The 17199-nt window shown below is 68.3% G+C and carries 17 protein-coding genes; 3 read left to right on the forward strand and 14 right to left on the reverse strand.

Translation table 11 applies throughout. The features are described 5' to 3' along the window. Positions 1–73 precede the first annotated feature (73 nt). Both modA and AC5RV3_RS14840 read right to left on the reverse strand, forming a co-directional pair. A complete protein-coding gene (gene modA, locus AC5RV3_RS14835) occupies positions 74–865 on the reverse strand; it encodes a molybdate ABC transporter substrate-binding protein (protein WP_494122789.1) in 792 nt (263 codons plus the stop codon). Between the two features lies 1 nt (position 866). After that, positions 867–1271, reverse strand: a complete 405-nt coding sequence (locus AC5RV3_RS14840; RefSeq protein WP_494113809.1) for a TOBE domain-containing protein — start codon at positions 1269–1271, stop codon at positions 867–869. 113 nt (positions 1272–1384) lie between these two features. Here AC5RV3_RS14840 and moaA point away from each other — a divergent pair, with 113 nt between their 5' ends. Continuing rightward, positions 1385–2488 (forward strand): GTP 3',8-cyclase MoaA, encoded by a 1104-nt coding sequence (gene moaA / locus AC5RV3_RS14845; RefSeq protein WP_494122790.1) that lies wholly within the window; start codon positions 1385–1387, stop codon positions 2486–2488. Next, entirely contained in the window at positions 2489–2833 is a 345-nt protein-coding gene (locus AC5RV3_RS14850; protein ID WP_494122791.1) for a MoaD/ThiS family protein, read from the forward strand. 54 nt (positions 2834–2887) lie between these two features. On the opposite strand, the gene AC5RV3_RS14855 is transcribed toward AC5RV3_RS14850, so the two are convergent. The 7 genes from AC5RV3_RS14855 to truB form a co-directional block, all read right to left on the reverse strand. Continuing rightward, entirely contained in the window at positions 2888–4261 is a 1374-nt protein-coding gene (locus tag AC5RV3_RS14855; RefSeq protein ID WP_494122792.1) for a M16 family metallopeptidase, read from the reverse strand. Between the two features lie 2 nt (positions 4262–4263). Then, positions 4264–6507 carry a polyribonucleotide nucleotidyltransferase gene (locus AC5RV3_RS14860; protein WP_494122889.1) on the reverse strand — a complete coding sequence of 748 codons (2244 nt, stop codon included), beginning with the start codon at positions 6505–6507 and terminating at the stop codon, positions 4264–4266. A gap of 313 nt (positions 6508–6820) precedes the next feature. Beyond that, positions 6821–7090 (reverse strand): 30S ribosomal protein S15, encoded by a 270-nt coding sequence (rpsO, locus tag AC5RV3_RS14865; protein ID WP_493968104.1) that lies wholly within the window; start codon positions 7088–7090, stop codon positions 6821–6823. Between the two features lie 163 nt (positions 7091–7253). Beyond that, positions 7254–8228 (reverse strand): bifunctional riboflavin kinase/FAD synthetase, encoded by a 975-nt coding sequence (locus AC5RV3_RS14870; protein WP_494122793.1) that lies wholly within the window; start codon positions 8226–8228, stop codon positions 7254–7256. Between the two features lie 62 nt (positions 8229–8290). Beyond that, a complete protein-coding gene (locus AC5RV3_RS14875) occupies positions 8291–8764 on the reverse strand; it encodes a hypothetical protein (protein ID WP_494113814.1) in 474 nt (157 codons plus the stop codon). Beyond that, positions 8761–9129: a hypothetical protein gene (locus tag AC5RV3_RS14880; protein WP_493988249.1), complete on the reverse strand. Its 369-nt coding sequence runs from the start codon at positions 9127–9129 to the stop codon at positions 8761–8763. Before AC5RV3_RS14880 ends, AC5RV3_RS14875 begins: the two co-directional genes overlap by 4 nt. Before the next feature lie 2 nt (positions 9130–9131). After that, positions 9132–10040: a tRNA pseudouridine(55) synthase TruB gene (gene truB, locus AC5RV3_RS14885; RefSeq protein WP_494122794.1), complete on the reverse strand. Its 909-nt coding sequence runs from the start codon at positions 10038–10040 to the stop codon at positions 9132–9134. Between the two features lie 242 nt (positions 10041–10282). On the opposite strand from truB, the gene AC5RV3_RS14890 reads away from it, so the two are divergent. Further along, complete coding sequence (locus tag AC5RV3_RS14890; RefSeq protein WP_494122795.1) at positions 10283–11410, forward strand: ScyD/ScyE family protein; 1128 nt, start codon at positions 10283–10285, stop codon at positions 11408–11410. A 114-nt stretch (positions 11411–11524) separates the two neighbouring features. On the opposite strand, the gene rbfA is transcribed toward AC5RV3_RS14890, so the two are convergent. The 5 genes from rbfA to rimP form a co-directional block, all read right to left on the reverse strand. Then, a complete protein-coding gene (gene rbfA, locus AC5RV3_RS14895; protein WP_493988161.1) occupies positions 11525–11986 on the reverse strand; it encodes a 30S ribosome-binding factor RbfA in 462 nt (153 codons plus the stop codon). Between the two features lie 83 nt (positions 11987–12069). Continuing rightward, positions 12070–14895 (reverse strand): translation initiation factor IF-2, encoded by a 2826-nt coding sequence (gene infB, locus AC5RV3_RS14900; RefSeq protein WP_494122796.1) that lies wholly within the window; start codon positions 14893–14895, stop codon positions 12070–12072. A 143-nt stretch (positions 14896–15038) separates the two neighbouring features. Beyond that, on the reverse strand, positions 15039–15413 hold the full coding sequence (locus AC5RV3_RS14905) for a YlxR family protein (protein ID WP_494113862.1): 375 nt from the start codon (positions 15411–15413) through the stop codon (positions 15039–15041). A gap of 86 nt (positions 15414–15499) precedes the next feature. Continuing rightward, positions 15500–16474, reverse strand: a complete 975-nt coding sequence (gene nusA / locus AC5RV3_RS14910) for a transcription termination factor NusA (RefSeq protein ID WP_494113863.1) — start codon at positions 16472–16474, stop codon at positions 15500–15502. 1 nt (position 16475) lies between these two features. Beyond that, positions 16476–17093 carry a ribosome maturation factor RimP gene (gene rimP / locus AC5RV3_RS14915; protein ID WP_494113864.1) on the reverse strand — a complete coding sequence of 206 codons (618 nt, stop codon included), beginning with the start codon at positions 17091–17093 and terminating at the stop codon, positions 16476–16478. Between the last annotated feature and the right edge of the window lie 106 nt (positions 17094–17199).

Genomic DNA, 17199 nt, shown 5'->3' on the forward strand with positions numbered 1-17199 from the left:
GTCTCCCGTTCGTCCCAAAGGTTGTCCGCAATCCCGGCCGGCACCCTCGTCATGCCGGGGTGCGGGGCAGCGGCTACGGCGGGCCGAATCCCGCGGCGGCCAGGGCCCGTTGGCCGGTGCTCCCGGTGACGAAATCCATGAAGGCTTCGGCTGCCGCAGGGTTGTCCGCCCCTTTCAGGCTGACGATCGGGTAGGCGTTGACCGCCTGCCCGGCTTCCGGGAGGGGGATGCCGCGGACCTTGCCCCCGGCGCCCTGCACGTCCGTCGCATACAGCAGGCCGGCATCGGCCTGGCCGGAGAGCACCTTGCCCAGGACGTCGGTGACCGACTGCTCTTCGCTGACCGCCGGAATGTCCACGCCGGCGGCGCGCTGGACGGTGGCGGCCGCGGCGCCGCAGGGAACCTGGGGTGCGCACAGGACGGTTTTCACCCCGGGATCGGCCAGGTCGTCCAGCGAAGCGACACCGGCAGGGTTCCGGGCCGGCACCGCGATCTGCAGGACGTTGGTGGCGAAGGCCTCCGGCGGGCCGTCGGTTAACCCCTGCCCGGCAACCAGGTCCATGGTTGCCTGGTCGGCCGCCGCGAAGATATCCGCCGGGGCGCCCGCCAGGATCTGGGTGGCAAGGTCGGAAGAACCGCCGCTGTTCAGGCGCACGTCCACCCCGGGGTGGTCGGCCTCGAACTCGTTGGCCAGGCCGGAAAAGACGGAGTGCAACGACGCCGCGGCGAAAACGGTGACCGTGCCGTGCAGCCCGGAACCGCCGGCCGCCCCCGGTCCTGGCGGGGCCGGCGCCGCACACGCGCTGCCGGCGAGGACGCAGGCGGCGGCCGCCGCCGGGCCGGCCAGGCGCTGCCAGTGGCGCACCTCAGCTCGTCCCCGACGGGGTCTCGACGACGACCATGGTCGCCTTGACCGAAGCCACCGCCACCGAGCCCGGTTCGATGCCGAGGTCATGGACGGCTTCGGCGCTCATCAAAGACACCACCCGGTGCGGACCGCACTGCAGCTCCACCTGGGCCATCACCGCGTCCCGCCGGACATCCGTCACGATCCCCACGAAGCGGTTGCGGGCCGAGCTGCCGATTCCCGTGGGGTCCTGCGGCAGGGCCGACTGCTCCCGGGCCAGGGCGGCCAGCTCCGCGCCGTCCACCGTCGCCCGGCCGGAGGCGTCCCGGTGCTTGGCCAGGACCCCGGCGTCGATCCAGCGGCGGAGGGTGTCGTCGCTGACCCCCAGGAAGCGCGCCGCATCCGAGATGCGTATTTGCGTCATGTGAAGCAGTATAGTTCCGCAAATGCGGAATGCGACACAGTTCGGTTGCGCCGGGTTTCGCACCCGCCGGGGCCATCCCGCAACGGCCGGCCTCCGCCGGGTACCCTCGAGGTATGAGCGTTGATCTGGGAATGCCGCAGGTTCCGGGCGGGGCCGCGTCCACCGCGGCTCCGGCGCGCCCTGCAGGGACCGGCCCGGCGCTGGTGGACCGCTTTGGCCGGGTGGCCACCGACCTGCGGATCTCGCTGACCGACAAGTGCAATCTCCGCTGCACCTATTGCATGCCGGCCGAGGGCCTGGACTGGCTGGCCAAGGAACAGGTCCTCAGCGACGACGAGGTGGTCCGGCTGGTCCGGATCGCCGTCGGGCAGCTGGGGGTGCGCGAGCTGCGCCTGACCGGCGGCGAACCCCTGGTCCGTGCGGGTCTGGTGGACATCATCGCTGCCGTCCGGAACAACCACCCCGACCTGCCGGTGTCGCTGACCACCAACGCCCTCGGGCTGGAGAAGAAGGCCGCCGCCCTGAAGGCGGCCGGCCTGACGCGGATCAACGTCTCGCTGGACTCGCTGCATCCGGAGACATTCGCGCAGCTGACCCGCCGCCCGTTTTTGGACCGGGTGCTCGCCGGCATCGAAGCCGCCGACGCGGCCGGCCTGGGTCTGCTGAAGATCAACGCGGTGCTGATGCGCGGCATCAACGACGCCGAGGCCCCCGCGCTGCTGGACTGGTCGGTGGAACGGGGCTACGAGCTGAGGTTCATCGAGCAGATGCCGCTGGACGCCGACCACGGCTGGACCCGGCAGAACATGCTGTCGGCCGCCGAAATCCGTGCCCTGCTGGAGCCGGACTTCCTGCTCTCCCCGGATCCGCGCGAACGCGACGGCGCCCCGGCGGAACGGTGGGAAGTGCGACGGCGGAACCGCCCCGACGTCGTCGCCGGCACCGTGGGGATCATCGCCTCCGTGACGGAACCGTTCTGTGCCGATTGCCGCCGCACCCGGGTCACCGCCGAGGGCAAGGTACGCTCCTGCCTGTTCTCGCACGAGGAAACGGACCTGCTGGCCCTCCTGCGCTCCGGTGCGGACGACGACGCGGTGGCGGAGCGGTGGCGGAACGCGATGTGGGCCAAACCCAAAGCCCACGGTATGGATCATGCAGGTCTGGGCGGCACGGACTTCGTCCAACCGGACCGGACCATGAGTGCGATAGGCGGATAGATGATCATCCGGTATTTCGGTGCGGCCCAGGCCGCCGCCGGCGTCGAAGAGGAATTCCTGCAGCTGCCCGATGGCAGCACGCTGGACACGGTGCTGCGCGAAGTCCTTGCCCGCCACAGCCCGGCGGCGTCGAAGGCACCGGTGCCGGCCGGTGCCGGGGCCGGCCCGTCGGCCGGCGGTGCGCTTCCGACGGCTGCGGCACCGGGCAGATCGTCCGCTCCGTCGATGGAGTCGGTCCTCGCCCGGAGCAGTTTCCTGCGCAACGAGGTGGCATGGAAGGACCGGCAGGCACCGCTGGCGGCAGACGACGTGATTGACATCCTGCCCCCGTTTGCCGGCGGCTGACCGCCGCCTCCCTTATTTCCGGGGCCCGGCTATCCGCGGGGCCGGCGGGGCCGCCTACCGGCCGAAGTCCGCCGCAGAGTCGAAGGGTCCGACGACGGTAACAACGCGCGGCGCCGCGGCCAGTTCGCCGGCGAGCTCCCGGACCTGCCCGGCGGTGACGGCCTCGATCCGGGCGAGCGACTCATCGATGTCCAAAAACTCCCCGGACACCAGTTCGGCGCGGCCCAACCGCGACATCCGCGAACCGCTGTCTTCCAGGGCCATCACAATGCCGCCCGAAAGCTGGCCGACGGCCCGGCGCAGCTCGTCGGCGGAGATGCCGTCGGCCGCCAGCCGGTCGAGTTCGGCACCGAGCAGGTCGATGACCTGTCCGGTTTTGGCCGGCGAACAACCGGCATACATGCCGAAGTAGCCCGCATCGGCGTAGGCGCCGGAGAACGAATAGGTGGCGTAGGCCAGGCCCCGTTTCTCCCGGATTTCCTGGAAGAGCCGGGAGGACATGCCGCCGCCCAGCACGGCGTTGAGCACGCTCATGACAAAGCGGCGCTCGTCGGTGGCGTTGATCGACGGGCAGCCCATGACGATGTTCGCCTGCTCGACCGGACGGCGGTGCACGTAGGTGCCGGCGACGGGGGCGATGGCCGCAGCCGCTGTCTCCCGCCGGGGCACCGGAACCGCGCCGGCCTCGAGGTGCCAGCCGGCCGACTCCAGGGCGGCGAGCACCTGGGCGCACACGGCGTCGTGGTCCAGGCCACCGGCGGCGGTGACCACCAGCTCGTCCGGCCGGTAGTAGCGCTGGTAGTGGGCCCAGACGGAGTCGCGGGCGACCGCTTTGATCGCCTCCGGCGTCCCGCCGATCGGCCTGCCCAGGGGGTGCCCGCCGAGCACCGCCTCTACAAATTTTTCATGGCACACGTCGGCGGGATCGTCATTGTCCATGGCGATCTCTTCGAGGATAACCCCGCGTTCCTGTTCAAGCTCCTGCGGGTCGAGGACGGCGGAAGTGACCATGTCCGCGATCACGTCGATGGCCATCGGCAGGTCCGAATCCAGGACGCGGGCGTAGTAGCACGTGCTTTCCTTGGCCGTGGCCGCATTGGATTCACCGCCGACCTCGTCGAAGGCGGAGGCGATGTCCAGCGCCGTCCGGCGCCTGGTGCCTTTGAAGAGCAGGTGCTCCAAAAAGTGGGTCGAGCCGTGTTGGCCCGCAGCTTCATCCCGCGAGCCAACACCAACCCAGAATCCGATCGTCGCCGACCGCTGGCCCGGCATTGCTTCGGTCAGCACCCGCACTCCCCCGGGCAGCACCGAGCGGCGCACGATGGCGCCGCCCGGTTCGCCGTGGACCAGCGTGGGGTCCGACCCGCCGAGCTCGGTGGCGTCGGCATGCTGCATGCTGCCGACCAGCGGCAGGGCGACGACGGTCATACTTACTCGGCCACAGCCTCTTCGGCCGACGCCTCGTCGGCTGCGGCCTCCTCGGCCACGACCGGTGCGAGCGACAGCTTGCCGCGGTCGTCGATCTTGGTGATCTCGACCTGGACCTTCTGGCCCACCGCGACGACGTCGTCGACGTTGTCCACGCGCTTGCCGCCGGCCAGCTTACGCAGCTCGGAGATGTGCAGCAGGCCGTCCTTGCCCGGGGTCAGCGACACGAAGGCACCGAAGGTGGTGGTCTTCACGACCGTGCCCAGGTAGCGCTCGCCCACCTCGGGGATCTGCGGGTTGGCGATCGCGTTGACGGCCGCGCGGGCGGCTTCGGCGGCGGCACCGTCGGTCGCGCCGATCAGCACGGTGCCGTCGTCCTCGATGGAGATGTCCGCGCCGGTGTCTTCCTGGATCTGGTTGATCATCTTGCCCTTGGGGCCGATGACCTCGCCGATCTTGTCCACCGGGATCTTCACCGAGATGATCCGCGGGGCGAATTCACTCATCTCGTCCGGCTGGTCGATCGCGGCATTGATCACGCCGAGGATGTGCAGCCGTGCCTCACGGGCCTGCTTCAGCGCGGCGGCCAGCACGGAGGCGGGAATGCCGTCGAGCTTGGTGTCCAGCTGGATGGCCGTGACGAACTCCGCGGTGCCGGCGACCTTGAAGTCCATGTCGCCCATGGCGTCCTCGGCGCCCAGGATGTCGGTGAGCGCCGCGTAGCGGGTTTCGCCGTCAACCTGGTCGGAGACGAGGCCCATGGCGATGCCCGCCACCGGAGCCTTCAGCGGCACGCCGGCGTTGAGCAGGGACAGAGTGGAAGCGCAGACCGAGCCCATGGAGGTGGAGCCGTTGGAGCTCAGCGCCTCGGAGACCTGGCGGATGGCGTACGGGAACTCTTCACGCGACGGCAGCACCGGCACCAGGGCGCGCTCGGCCAGCGCGCCGTGGCCGATTTCACGGCGCTTGGGCGAGCCCACGCGGCCGGTCTCACCGGTGGAGTAAGGCGGGAAGTTGTAGTTGTGCATGTAGCGCTTGCGCGTTACCGGCGACAGCGAATCGATCTGCTGCTCCATCTTCAGCATGTTCAGCGTGGTGACGCCCAGGATCTGGGTTTCGCCGCGCTCGAAGATGGCGGAGCCGTGGACGCGGGGCAGGACCTCGACCTCGGCGGTCAGCTTGCGGATGTCGCTCAGCCCGCGGCCGTCGATGCGCACCTGTTCGGTGAGGATGCGCTGGCGGACAACCTTCTTGGTCACGGCGTTGAAGGCTGCGGAGATTTCCTTCTCGCGGCCGGCGAATTCCGCCGTCTCGGTGCCGGCCAGCTGCGCCAGGACCTCGGCCTTGAAGGCGTCTGCGGCCTCGTTGCGCTGCTGCTTGTCGCCGATCGAGAAGATCTCCGTCAGCTTGGCGGCTGCGGCCGACTCCACGGCGGCGAAGGCATCGTCCTCGTAGTCCTTGAAGATCGGGAATTCGACGGTCGGCTTGGCGGCGCGCGCAGCCAGATCGGACTGGGCCTCGCACAGCGCCCGGATGAACGGCTTGGCGGCCTCGAGGCCCTCGGCCACGACCTCTTCGGTGGGGGCGGTGGCGCCCTCTTCCTTGATCAGGTTCCAGGCGTTGTCGGTCGCCTCGGCCTCGACCATCATGATGGCAATGTCGTCGCCGGCGGCGATGCGGCCGGCCACCACCATGCTGAACACGGCGCGCTCCAGTTCGGAGTGCTTGGGGAAGGCCACCCACTGGCCGTCCACCAGTGCCACGCGGACGCCGCCGATCGGGCCGGAGAACGGCAGGCCGCTCAGCTGGGTGGACATGGAAGAGGCGTTGATCGCGACGACGTCGTACATGACGTCCGGATTAATCGCCAACACGGTCACCACTACCTGGACCTCGTTGCGCAGCCCCTTGACGAAGGCGGGGCGCAGCGGGCGGTCCATCAGGCGGCAGGCCAGGATCGCTTCGGTGGACGGGCGGCCTTCGCGGCGGAAGAACGAGCCCGGGATGCGGCCGGCGGCGTACATCCGCTCTTCCACGTCGACGGTCAGCGGGAAGAAGTCGAAGCCCTCACGCGGGGACTTGCCCGCCGTGGTGGCGGAGAGCAATGCGGTGTCTTCGTCGATGTAGACCATCGCCGAGCCGGCCGCCTGCTGGGCCACGCGGCCGGTTTCGAACCGGACTACGCGCTGGCCGAACCGGCCGTTGTCGATGACGGCTTCTGAGTACTGAATTTCGGGACCCTCCAAGAGAGCCACCTCCGTTTCTTCGAGTGCGGAGGCTGCCGGTATCTGCCCAAACCTGCGAGGCCGCTTCACGGCCAGCCTGCCTGTACGCCACCCGGTCTTCGATCGAGACCTACGGGCTGCCCTGGGGCGTCCCGGAAGCCACTACCGAGGACCGCGAATGCCGCGATACCGAAAGTCTCCAGTTGATGTAATTATCGGCCGCCGGTCTCCCGCCGGCCGTGGTCCTGCCGCGCCGGAAACCGGCGTGGTAGGAAAAAGGCGGCTCTCCTGTCCCCTAGTCGCAGTGGACGAAAAGAGCCGCCTCGTTCACGTGCTAGCGGCGCAGGCCGAGGCGCTCGATGAGCGACCGGTAGCGCGTGATGTCGGTGTCACGCAGGTAGGTGAGCATGCGACGACGACGGCCGACCAGGGCCATGAGGCCGCGGCGGGTGTGGTGGTCGTGCTTGTGCATCTTCAGGTGTTCCGTCAGGTCGGAGATGCGACGGGACAGAACAGCGATCTGTACCTCGGGAGAACCCGTGTCGCCCTCGTGCGTGGCGTATTCCTTGATGATTTCCTGCTTGAGCGCGGCGTCCAATGCCACAGTAACTCCTAGAAGTTGTGCCGTGAGGCCCGAGTCAGCACTTCGCTGCCGGGGGCTCCGTATTTTGCGCCGGCAGCCAGAGGCTTGCCCGCGGCAGAGCACGGAGGGATACAGCCGCCACGGACCGCAGCCGAATCCACCGGCAAGTTTACCTGTTGCGGGCTCAGTCTGTCGAAAGCAGGCTACGCGTACGCACAACGTCGTCGCGCATTTGGGCGATCAGCGCCTCGGGGCCGGTGTAGGCCACCATGCCGCGCAAGCGTTCCACGAACTCGACCACCACCTGCTGGCCGTAGAGATCGAAGTCGTCCGTCTCCTCCTGCGGCCGGTCGATGACGTGCGCCTCGACCCGGCGGCTGGCCCCCTCGAACGTCGGATTCGAACCCACCGAAATCGCGGCCGGCCACCTGGTCCCGTGCTGGTCCACCAGCCAGCCGGCGTAAACGCCGTCGCCGGGGATCATGCCCGTTGCATGCTTGGACAGGTTCGCGGTGGGAAACCCCAGTTCGCGGCCGCGGGCGTCGCCGTGCACCACTTCGCCGCGCATCCGGTGGGCGCGCCCGAGCACCTCCGCCGCGGTGGCGACATCCCCGGCGGCGAGGGCTTCGCGGACCCAGGACGACGAGTAACGCCGGCCGCTGCCGGCGGCATCGTGCTCCGCATCCGTTTCATATTCGTCGACGACTTCGACGGTGAAGCCGAACTGGCGCCCCAGTTCCTGCATGGTGTTCAGGTCGCCGGCGTTGTTCTTCCCGAACCGGGTGTCGTGGCCGATCACCACGGCAGTGGCCCCGAGGGCCTCCACGAAGACCTTGCGGACAAACTCCTCCGGCGTTTCTCCGGCCAGTTCCAGCGTGTAGGTCATCATCAGCAGCCCGTCCAGGCCGCTGGCCTCCAACGCCTCGACCCGGTCCTGAAGTCCCATGATCAGCTGCGGGGCGGCGTCCGGTCGATGGACCTGGGAAGGATGCGGGTCGAAAGAAATCGCCACCGCCCTCCTCCCCCGGGCGGACGCGGTCTCCACCAGGCGGCGCAGCACCTGCTGGTGTCCGCGGTGGACGCCGTCGAAGTTTCCCAGTGTCACCACTGACGGACCATAGCCGCGGGGTACGTCGGCCAGGTCTTTCCAGTAGTGCACAGTAAACTCCTCGTCGATCGGGCCTTCAGCGGGTGCGGCCCCCGTGGTCGGGACCCCTTCCATTATGGACGATCTTCGGAGGGCTTCAGGCCCGCCGACGGCCGGTGCCGCCAGAGCCACCACAGGCCGATGATCGGCAGCAGCAGGGGAATGTATCCGTACCCCTTGCCGAAGCCTGACCACACCGTGTCCTGCGGAAGCAACTGGGGATCCAGCACGCTCAGCAGCCCGACGGCCAGGACACCCACCAGTTCGATGCTCACGGCCGCCACGGACAGCCAGTAGGAACGGGTGCCGGACTTGGCCAGCGTGACGGTCGCCAGGATATACACGACGGCGGCGAAGGCGGAGAGCAGGTACGCCACCGGCGCTTCTGCGAACTTGGTTGCTATCTGGTAGCCCGCGCGGGCGCTGGCGGAGAGCGCGAAGACCCCGTAGACCGCTACCAGGAGCCGCCCGGGACCGGTGGCGCGGCCGGCGGCGGCGTTCACGTCCCGGGTTTGCCTGGCCCGTTGTTGTTCCTGGCCGGATTTCATACGGCGATTGCTCCGTCCCAAATTTGTTCCATTCTCACCAGCATGACGAATACCGTGATTCCTGCGGCCCCCAGCACCAGGTTGCTCCACCGGCTGCGGTCCATGATGGACCACCAGAAGGCCGCTACCGGAACCAGCAGTGCGGTGATCAGGTAGCCCCAGAATTCCCAGGTTTCCCCGGTGACAGCCTCACCGGAAGCCTGTCTGATGATACCGGCCACCCCGTAGACCAGCAGAAACAACTCCACAGCGGCGACCGAGAGAATCGTGACGTCGTTGGGCCCGTACTTCAGGATGGCGGCCACCACGCAGACGACCGCAGCAAGCAGGGTGACCACCGCGCCGGCAATGAAAAAACCGTCAATGATCACTGTGCTTCTGCCTCGTTTCCCGGTGCGAACACCAGCAGGGGTTTGGCTTGCGAACCGTTGTCTTCCAGCAGCGCTACCAGCGAACCGCCCGGCGCGAACGCCGCCGTCGCGCCAGGTAATCCCCCGGCGGAAATGCGTCGGCCGTGCGAGACGTCGTCGGCTTCCGTGGCGCTGAGTTCCCGGACCGGAAACAGCACCCTGGCGGCCTCGTCCAGGGCCGTCATCTGCAGGTCTTCGGCCAGTTCATCCAGCGTGGCGGCGTCCTCGATCCGGAACGGACCTACCCGGGTCCGGCGCAGGGCCGTCAGATGTCCGCCGACGCCGAGCCGCTGTCCGAGATCGCGGGCCAGGGCCCGGATGTAGGTTCCCGACGAGCATTCGACGGTGACGTCCACGTCCTGCACTTTGCCGCCCCGGCCGCGCCGTATGCCGTGGACCTCGAACCTGTGGACCGTCACCGGGCGGGCCGCCAACACCACGTCCTGTCCGGAGCGTACGCGCGCATAGGACCGCTGCCCGTTGACCTTGATGGCGGAGACGCTGCTCGGCACCTGCAGGATGTCCCCGGTCAGCCCGGCGATCCCGTCCCTGATCTGCTGTTCCGTCACGGCCGCGGCGATGGTTTCCCCGGTGACGTCGCCCTCGGCGTCGTCGGTCACCGTCGACTGGCCCAGCCGGATGGTCGCGTCGTACGTCTTGGAGGCGCCGACGATGTAGGTCAGCAGCCGGGTGGCTTTGTTGACGCCGACCACCAGCACGCCCGTGGCCATGGGATCCAGGGTGCCGGCATGGCCGACCTTCCGCGTTCCGGCCAGGCGGCGCATGCGGCCGACGACGTCGTGGCTGGTCCACCCCTGCGGCTTGTCGACGAGTATCAATCCGGAACGGAGCAGGCCAGAAGTCACGCCTTTCAGTATATGGCGTCCCGGTGCGCGGCCGGTCGGGGCTTAAAGCGTGCATCGTTGACAGCCTCCGCGGGCTGCAATATTTTGAGCTAATCGCGTGCCGTCGATGCGGCCTTACGAGGGATTTCAGCAGGCCACCGGCACAGTCGCCTATTCGGCATCACTAGCCCTTGTTCCTTCGGTCACCCCATCGACCTGCGGGTCATCCGGGGTGCCCTGCGGCTCTCTTCAGGAGCTCAATCGTGAAAAAACCACCGCTGTATCTCGCCCTTCCCCTGGCGCTCGGCCTTGCGTTCGGCACTGGCCTGGCACCGGCATCGGCCCACCGGGAGAGCCCGGAGGCTCCGTCGGCGACCGTGCTTGCCGAGGGGCTGCAATCGCCGCTGAGTCTTGCCGCCGGCCGGCACGGCCTGTTTGTGACACAGAACTTCGCCGGCATCCTGAACAGGATCCCGCGCCATGACGATCCCGAAGTCTTGTACAGCTCCGGCGGCCCCCAGGTCGCAGCCGTCTCCCTCTACAAGCACACGGTCTACTTCTCCGAAGGCACCGGTGCCGGCGGCATGGACGGCCTGCCGAACGTGCAGTGGATCCAGTCCTTGGACCGGCATGACCACAAGGCCACGCCGAAGAAGATCGCTGACGTGGCAGCCTATGAGGCGAAGCGCAACCCGGACGGCCGCGTCACCTACGGCTTCCGCCATGTGGAGGACCAGCAGTGCCTGGACAAGATTCCGGAGGGGATCCCGGCCAAGTACAAGGGCAACGTTGACTCCAACGCCTATGCCACGGCCGCCAACAGGCACAGCATCTACGTCGCCGACGCCGGCGGCAACGCCATCCTGAAGGTCGACAAGCACAGCAAGCGGGTCAGCACCGTCGCGGTGCTGCCTCCGGTTTCCTTCCGGGTGACCGCTGAGCTGGCGGCAGGCATGGGCCTGCCGGACTGCGTGGTCGGCCAGAAGTACTATCTGGAGCCGGTGCCCACGGACGTGGAGTTTGGCCGGCACGGCTGGCTGTACGTCACCTCGCTGCCGGGCGGGCCCGAAGACGGGAGCATCGGCGCGCTCGGGCGCGTCTACAAGGTCCATGCCCACACCGGGAAGGTCGTGCAGCTGGCCGATGGCCTGTCCGGCGCCACCAACCTGGCTGTTAGCTCACGCGGCGACGTCTACATTGCCGAGATGTTCGGCAACGAGATCTCCGTGCTGAAGAGGGGCCACCACGAGGTGGAAACGTTCTTTGAGACCACTGCCCCGGGTGCGCTGGAGATCCGCGGCGACCGGCTCTACGCGACGACGAATGCCCTGCCTGACTTCACCGGGAAGACACCGCCCGCCGGCAAGGTCATCAAGATCCACCTGCACTGATCCCCGACTGCCGGCGCAAAGAAAACGGTGGGCCGCCTGCGCACAGCAGGTGGCCCACCATTTGGTGCAGCGGTCGTCGAGCCGTGCAGCGGTCGTTACGCCGCGCAGCAGCCGTTATTCCGGACGTGCTCCGCGGCCGGATTCGTCCTCGTCCTCATCTTCGGGCTTGCGGTACGGATCCTCTTCCCCGGCGAAAGCGGCGCCTTCGGCCAAAGCTGCCACCTCGGCGTCCTTGGCCTTCGCGGCCCGCAAGAGCTCCTCCAGGTGGCTGGCGTTCACCGGAATCTCATCCGGAACGAATTCCAGCGTGGGCGTAAGCCGGGCGGTGATGTTCCGACCCACTTCTGCCCGCAGGACGCCCTTGGCGGACTCGAGTGCCTTGCGCGTGCCGTCCTGCTCTTCGGCGTCGCCGAACACCGTGTAATAGACGGTGGCGTGCTGCAGGTCGTTGGTCACCCGGGCGTCGGTGATGGTCACGAATCCTAAGCGGGGATCCTTGACCCGGCGCTCGAGCGCCTGGGCCACCACAACTTTGATCCGGTCGGCCATCTTGGCGGCGCGTGCTGGGTCTGCCATGACCCCTCCTCAATTCTCGTGTTGATGGCGGAACAGCGGGCGCCCGGCGGCGATGCCACCGGACGCCCGCTGCAAGCCGGCTGCTAGACGCGCGGCTTTTCGCGCATTTCGAAGGTCTCGATGATGTCGCCTTCCTTGAGGTCGTTGAACGACCCAAGTCCGATACCACATTCGAATCCTTCGCGGACCTCGGTCGCGTCGTCCTTGAACCGCTTGAGCGAGTCAACGGTGAGGTTCTCGCCGATGACCTTGCCGTCGCGGGTGACACGTGCCTTGGTATTGCGGCGGATCGTGCCCGAGCGGACGATGGAGCCGGCGATATTTCCGAACTTGGACGAACGGAAAATCTCGCGGATTTCGGCGGTGCCCAGCTGTGCCTCTTCGTACTCCGGCTTCAGCATGCCCTTCAGCGCGAGCTCGATGTCATCGATCGCCGCGTAGATGACCGAGTAGAAGCGCATGTCCACGCCCTCGCGGTCGGCCAGTTCGGCCACCCGCTCGGCCGGCTTCACGTTGAAGCCGATGATGATGGCGTTGTCCACGGTGGCCAGGTTCACGTCGTTCTGCGTGATGGCACCGACACCGCGGTGGATAACGCGCAGCTGGACATCCTCGCCCACATCGATCTTGAGCAGCGAGTCTTCCAGCGCCTCCACGGCACCGGACACGTCGCCCTTGAGGATGAGGTTGAGGGTGTCGACCTTGCCCTCGGCCACGGCCTTGTCGAAGTCCTCGAGGCTGATGCGCTTGCGGCGCTTGGCCAGCGCTGCGTTGCGGTCCGCGGCTTCGCGCTTCTCGGCGATCTGGCGGGCGGTTCGCTCGTCGTCGGTCACCAGGAAGGTGTCGCCGGCACGCGGGACGGTGGACAGACCCAGCACCTGGACCGGACGCGACGGTTCGGCCTCGGTGACGGATGCGCCGTCCTCATCGAACATGGCACGCACGCGGCCGTGGGCGCTGCCGGTGACGATGGCGTCGCCCACCCGCAGCGTTCCGGACTGGACCAGTACGGTCGCCACGGCGCCGCGGCCCTTGTCCAGGTTTGCCTCGATCGCGATGCCGCGGGCGTCCTTGTTCGGATTGGCCCGCAGGTCCAGCGCGGCGTCAGCCGTCAGCAGCACGGCCGAAAGGAGATCCTCGATGTGCAGGCCCTCACGTGCCGATACGTCCACGAACATGGTGTCGCCGCCGTATTCCTCCGGAACCAGGCCGTACTCGGTCAGCTGGCCGCGGATCTTCTCCGGGTTGGCGCCTTCCTTGTCGATCTTGTTCACGGCGACGACGATGGGCACGCCGGCCGCCTGCGCGTGGTTCAGGGCTTCCACGGTCTGCGGCATGACGCCGTCGTCCGCGGCCACCACCAGGATGGCGATGTCGGTGACCTTCGCGCCACGGGCACGCATGGCGGTGAACGCCTCGTGGCCCGGGGTGTCGATGAAGGTGATCTTCCGGTCCCGGTCATCGTGCTGGAAGTCGATCTGGTAGGCGCCGATGTGCTGGGTGATGCCGCCGTGCTCGCCTTCGCCCACGCGGGTGTTGCGGATGGCATCCAGCAGGCGGGTCTTACCGTGGTCCACGTGGCCCATGACCGTCACGACGGCCGGGCGCCGCTCCAGGTCGTCTTCGCCCTCGGCCTCGAGTTCTGCGTCAAGGTCGATGTCGAACGAGTCGAGCAGTTCGCGCTCTTCGTCCTCGGGGGAGACAACCTGGATCTTGTAGCCCAGTTCGACGCCCAGCAGCTCGAAGGTGTCTTCGTCCAGCGACTGCGTGGCGGTGGCCATCTCACCGAGGTGGAACAGCACGGTGACCAGCGCGGCCGGGTTCGCCTCGATCTTGTCGGCGAAGTCGGTGATGGAGGAGCCACGGCGCAGCCGGACAACGGTGCTGCCGTCGCCGCGGGGTACCGAGACACCGCCCAGCGACGGTGCGCTCATCTGCTCCAGTTCCTGGCGCTTGGCGCGCTTGGACTTGCGCTGCTTGCCGCGGCCGGCGCCTCCCTTGCCGAAGGCACCCTGGGTGCCGCCGCGTCCGCGGCCGCCCTTGCCGAAACCGCCGCCTGCAGCCGGCGGTCCGCCGGCCCCGGGGCGGGCCGGAGCGCCCGGACGTCCGGGGGCGCCGCCGCCACGGCCGGCCGGAGCCGGTCGCTCAGTGCGGTTGGGCATCATGCCCGGAGTAGGCCGGGCACCGCCGGGACGCGGTGCGCCGGGACGTGGTGCGCCGGGCCGCGCGGGAGCACCCGGACGCGGTGCAGCGCCGGGACGCGGTGCGGCAGGACGGGGGCCGCCCTGGCCGGCCGCCGGAGGACGCGGGCCGCCCGGACGCGGCATGCCCTGCGAGGTTGCAAACGGGTTGTTGCCCGGACGCGGTGCACGCTCGCTGTCTCGGTCGCCGCGGCCACGGGGCATGCCCTGCGAAGTAGCGAAGGGGTTGTTGCCGGGGCGCGGGCCGCCGGGGCGCGGAGCACCCGGCCGTGCGGCGGCGGGACCGCCGGGACGCGGAGCTGCAGATCCCGGCTTGGCAGCCGGTGCTTCTGCGCGCTTCGGGGCTTCGGTCGCCTCCGCAGCCGGAGCCGCCGGAGCGGCCGGAGCAGCCGGAGCGGCCGGGGCGGCAGGCGACGGCTTGGCGGCTTCCGCGGCCGGAGCCGGTTCCGCCGCCGGGGCGGCCGGCGCTGCGCTCGGAGCGGGCTTCGCTCCCGGCTTGGGCGCTGCCTTTGGCGTTGTCTTGGGGGCCGCCTGTTCGCCCTTCGGGGCGGCGGCGGGGAACGCGTCGCGAAGCTTCTTCACGACGGGTGCCTCAATGGTCGATGACGCTGAGCGGACGAATTCGCCCAACTCCTGCAGTTTGGATACTGCATCTTTCGAGGTAATACCGAGCTCTTTTGCCAGCTCGTGTACGCGGACCTTGGCCACATTTCTCCTGTCTCGGTCCGCACGAGGCAGGTCTGCCGGGCACGAACCGTCTATTTCTTGCTGCGGCTTTCAGCAGAAAGGGCTGAAACGCCGCGGGCGGAGCACAATGAAGTACTCATCACTTGGCACTCATCGGGTTTCCATCAGTTTTCTGACCCGCTTTCAGGTTGGACGGTTGGGGTGACGGGGCCGGCCGCGGTGGCCGCCTCGTCGTCAGCACGGAACTGGTGTGCAACAGCGCTGCTGTCGACAGTGGCCCGGAAGGCCCTGCCGAAGGCACGCCGTTTCAGTGCCAGCTCCATACATTCCGGTTCGCGGTGCATCCAGGCACCGCGTCCGGGCCTGCGGCGGGCCGGATCGACGACGACGGTGGGAACACCGCCGACCTCTTCGACTGCCAGCCGCAGCAGAACGGCCTGGTCTTCCCGGCGCCGGCAGCCTATGCAGGTCCGCTGGGGCGGCGTGGCCGCCTGGGCGCGCGCCTGCATGGGCTTTTGACTGTCGGGAAACCCGGCCATGGATATTCTACCGCTTCCAGTGCCCGGCCAACGAACCGGGCGTGTTGCAGGCTCGCAGCCTGGCTTGGTCTTCGCTTCTACAGGCGCTATCCGGCCATGGCCGCGTCGGACACGATGTCGATCCGCCAGCCCGTCAGTTTCGCCGCCAGACGGGCGTTTTGCCCTTCCTTGCCGATCGCCAGCGAGAGCTGGTAATCCGGCACCACGACCCGGGCGGAACGGGTTTCCGCGTCGGTAATCGTCACGGAGCTGACCCGCGACGGCGACAGCGCGCTGGCGATGAACGTCGCCGGATCCTCGCTGAAGTCGACGATGTCGATCTTCTCGTCATGCAGCTCGGTCATGACGGCCCGCACGCGCGAACCCATCTCGCCGATGCAGGCACCCTTGGCATTCAGTCCGGGCACGTTGGCCTTGACGGCGATCTTTGTCCGGTGGCCGGCCTCCCGCGCCAGGGCAACGATCTCCACGCTCTTGTCCGCGATTTCAGGTACTTCAAGTTCGAAGAGCTTGCGCACCAACCCCGGATGGGAACGGGACAGCGTGATCGAGGGGCCCTTCATGCCGCGGTGGACATCCACCACATAGGCGCGCAGGCGGGTGCCATGGACGTAGCTTTCCCCCGGGACCTGTTCGGGCGGCGGCAGCAGTGCCTCCACCGTGCCAAGGTCCACCTGGACCATATGGGGGTTGTGGCCCTGCTGGATCAAGCCGGAAACCAACTCCCCCTCCTTGCCGCGGAACGCGCCCAGGACGTTGTCGTCCTCGGCGTCGCGCAGCCGCTGCAGGATGATCTGGCGTGCCGTGCTGGCGGCGATCCGGCCGAACCCGCTGGGCGTGTCGTCGAACTCACCGATCACGGTGCCGTCGTCGTCCACCTCGGCTGCCCAGATGGTGACGTGGCCGCTCTTGCGGTCCAGCTCGGCCCGGGCCTGGTCGATCGAGCCGGGGGACTTGTGGTAGGCCACCAGCAGGGCCTGCTCGATCGTGGGGATCAGCAGGTCCAGCGGAATTTCGCGTTCGCGCTCAAGCAGCCGCAGGGCGCTCATATCGATATCCATCTCAGGCCTCCTCCTCGTTCTCCAGCTCGCCGTCGGCGTCGGCTGCAGTCGTGTCTTCGTCCGCCGGGGCAAATTCCACTTCGACCTTGCCGGAGCGGATGTTCGCAAAGTCCAGCTGGACCGGTTCGCCCGGACGGGGCTTCATGCCCTTCTTCGGCGCTTCTTCCGGCCGCACTGTCACGCCGCCCTCGCGGACTTCCAGCAGGCGGCCGGAAACGTCTTCCCCCGCCACCAGCTTGACCTTGACCAGCCTGCCCACGTTCCGGCGCCAGTGGCGCAGCTGGGTCAGCGGCCGGCTGAGCCCCGGCGAGGATACCTCCAGGCTGTAGGCCCGGCCGTCGTCCCGCGGATCCTCATCCAGCGTCTTGGAGAGCGCCTGCGACACGTCGGCGATGGCATCGAGCCCCACGCCGCCGGTCTGGTCCTCGGGGAGATCCACGACGACGTGGACGGTGCGCTGTGATCCGGCGTAGCGGATTTCAACATCCTCAAGGAACAACTCGTGCGCGGCCACGGACGGTTCCAGCAGCTCTTTCAGGCGTGCGGCCTCCGCGGACGTGTCGGTACCGGATGTCCCTCCGGTAGTGGGCACGCCGCTGTGATCGCGCCGCTGGGCCATGCTGCCTCCCTGTCTTGTAAGTCTGTCTTCTAGACTAGCGACTTTACCGTGACTGGTGGCCTCCCCGCCGCCAGTACCGGCTGCCGCCGGTGCAGCGGAGGCCGAA

It is taken from the genome of Arthrobacter sp. Y3221114 (genome assembly GCF_059092625.1).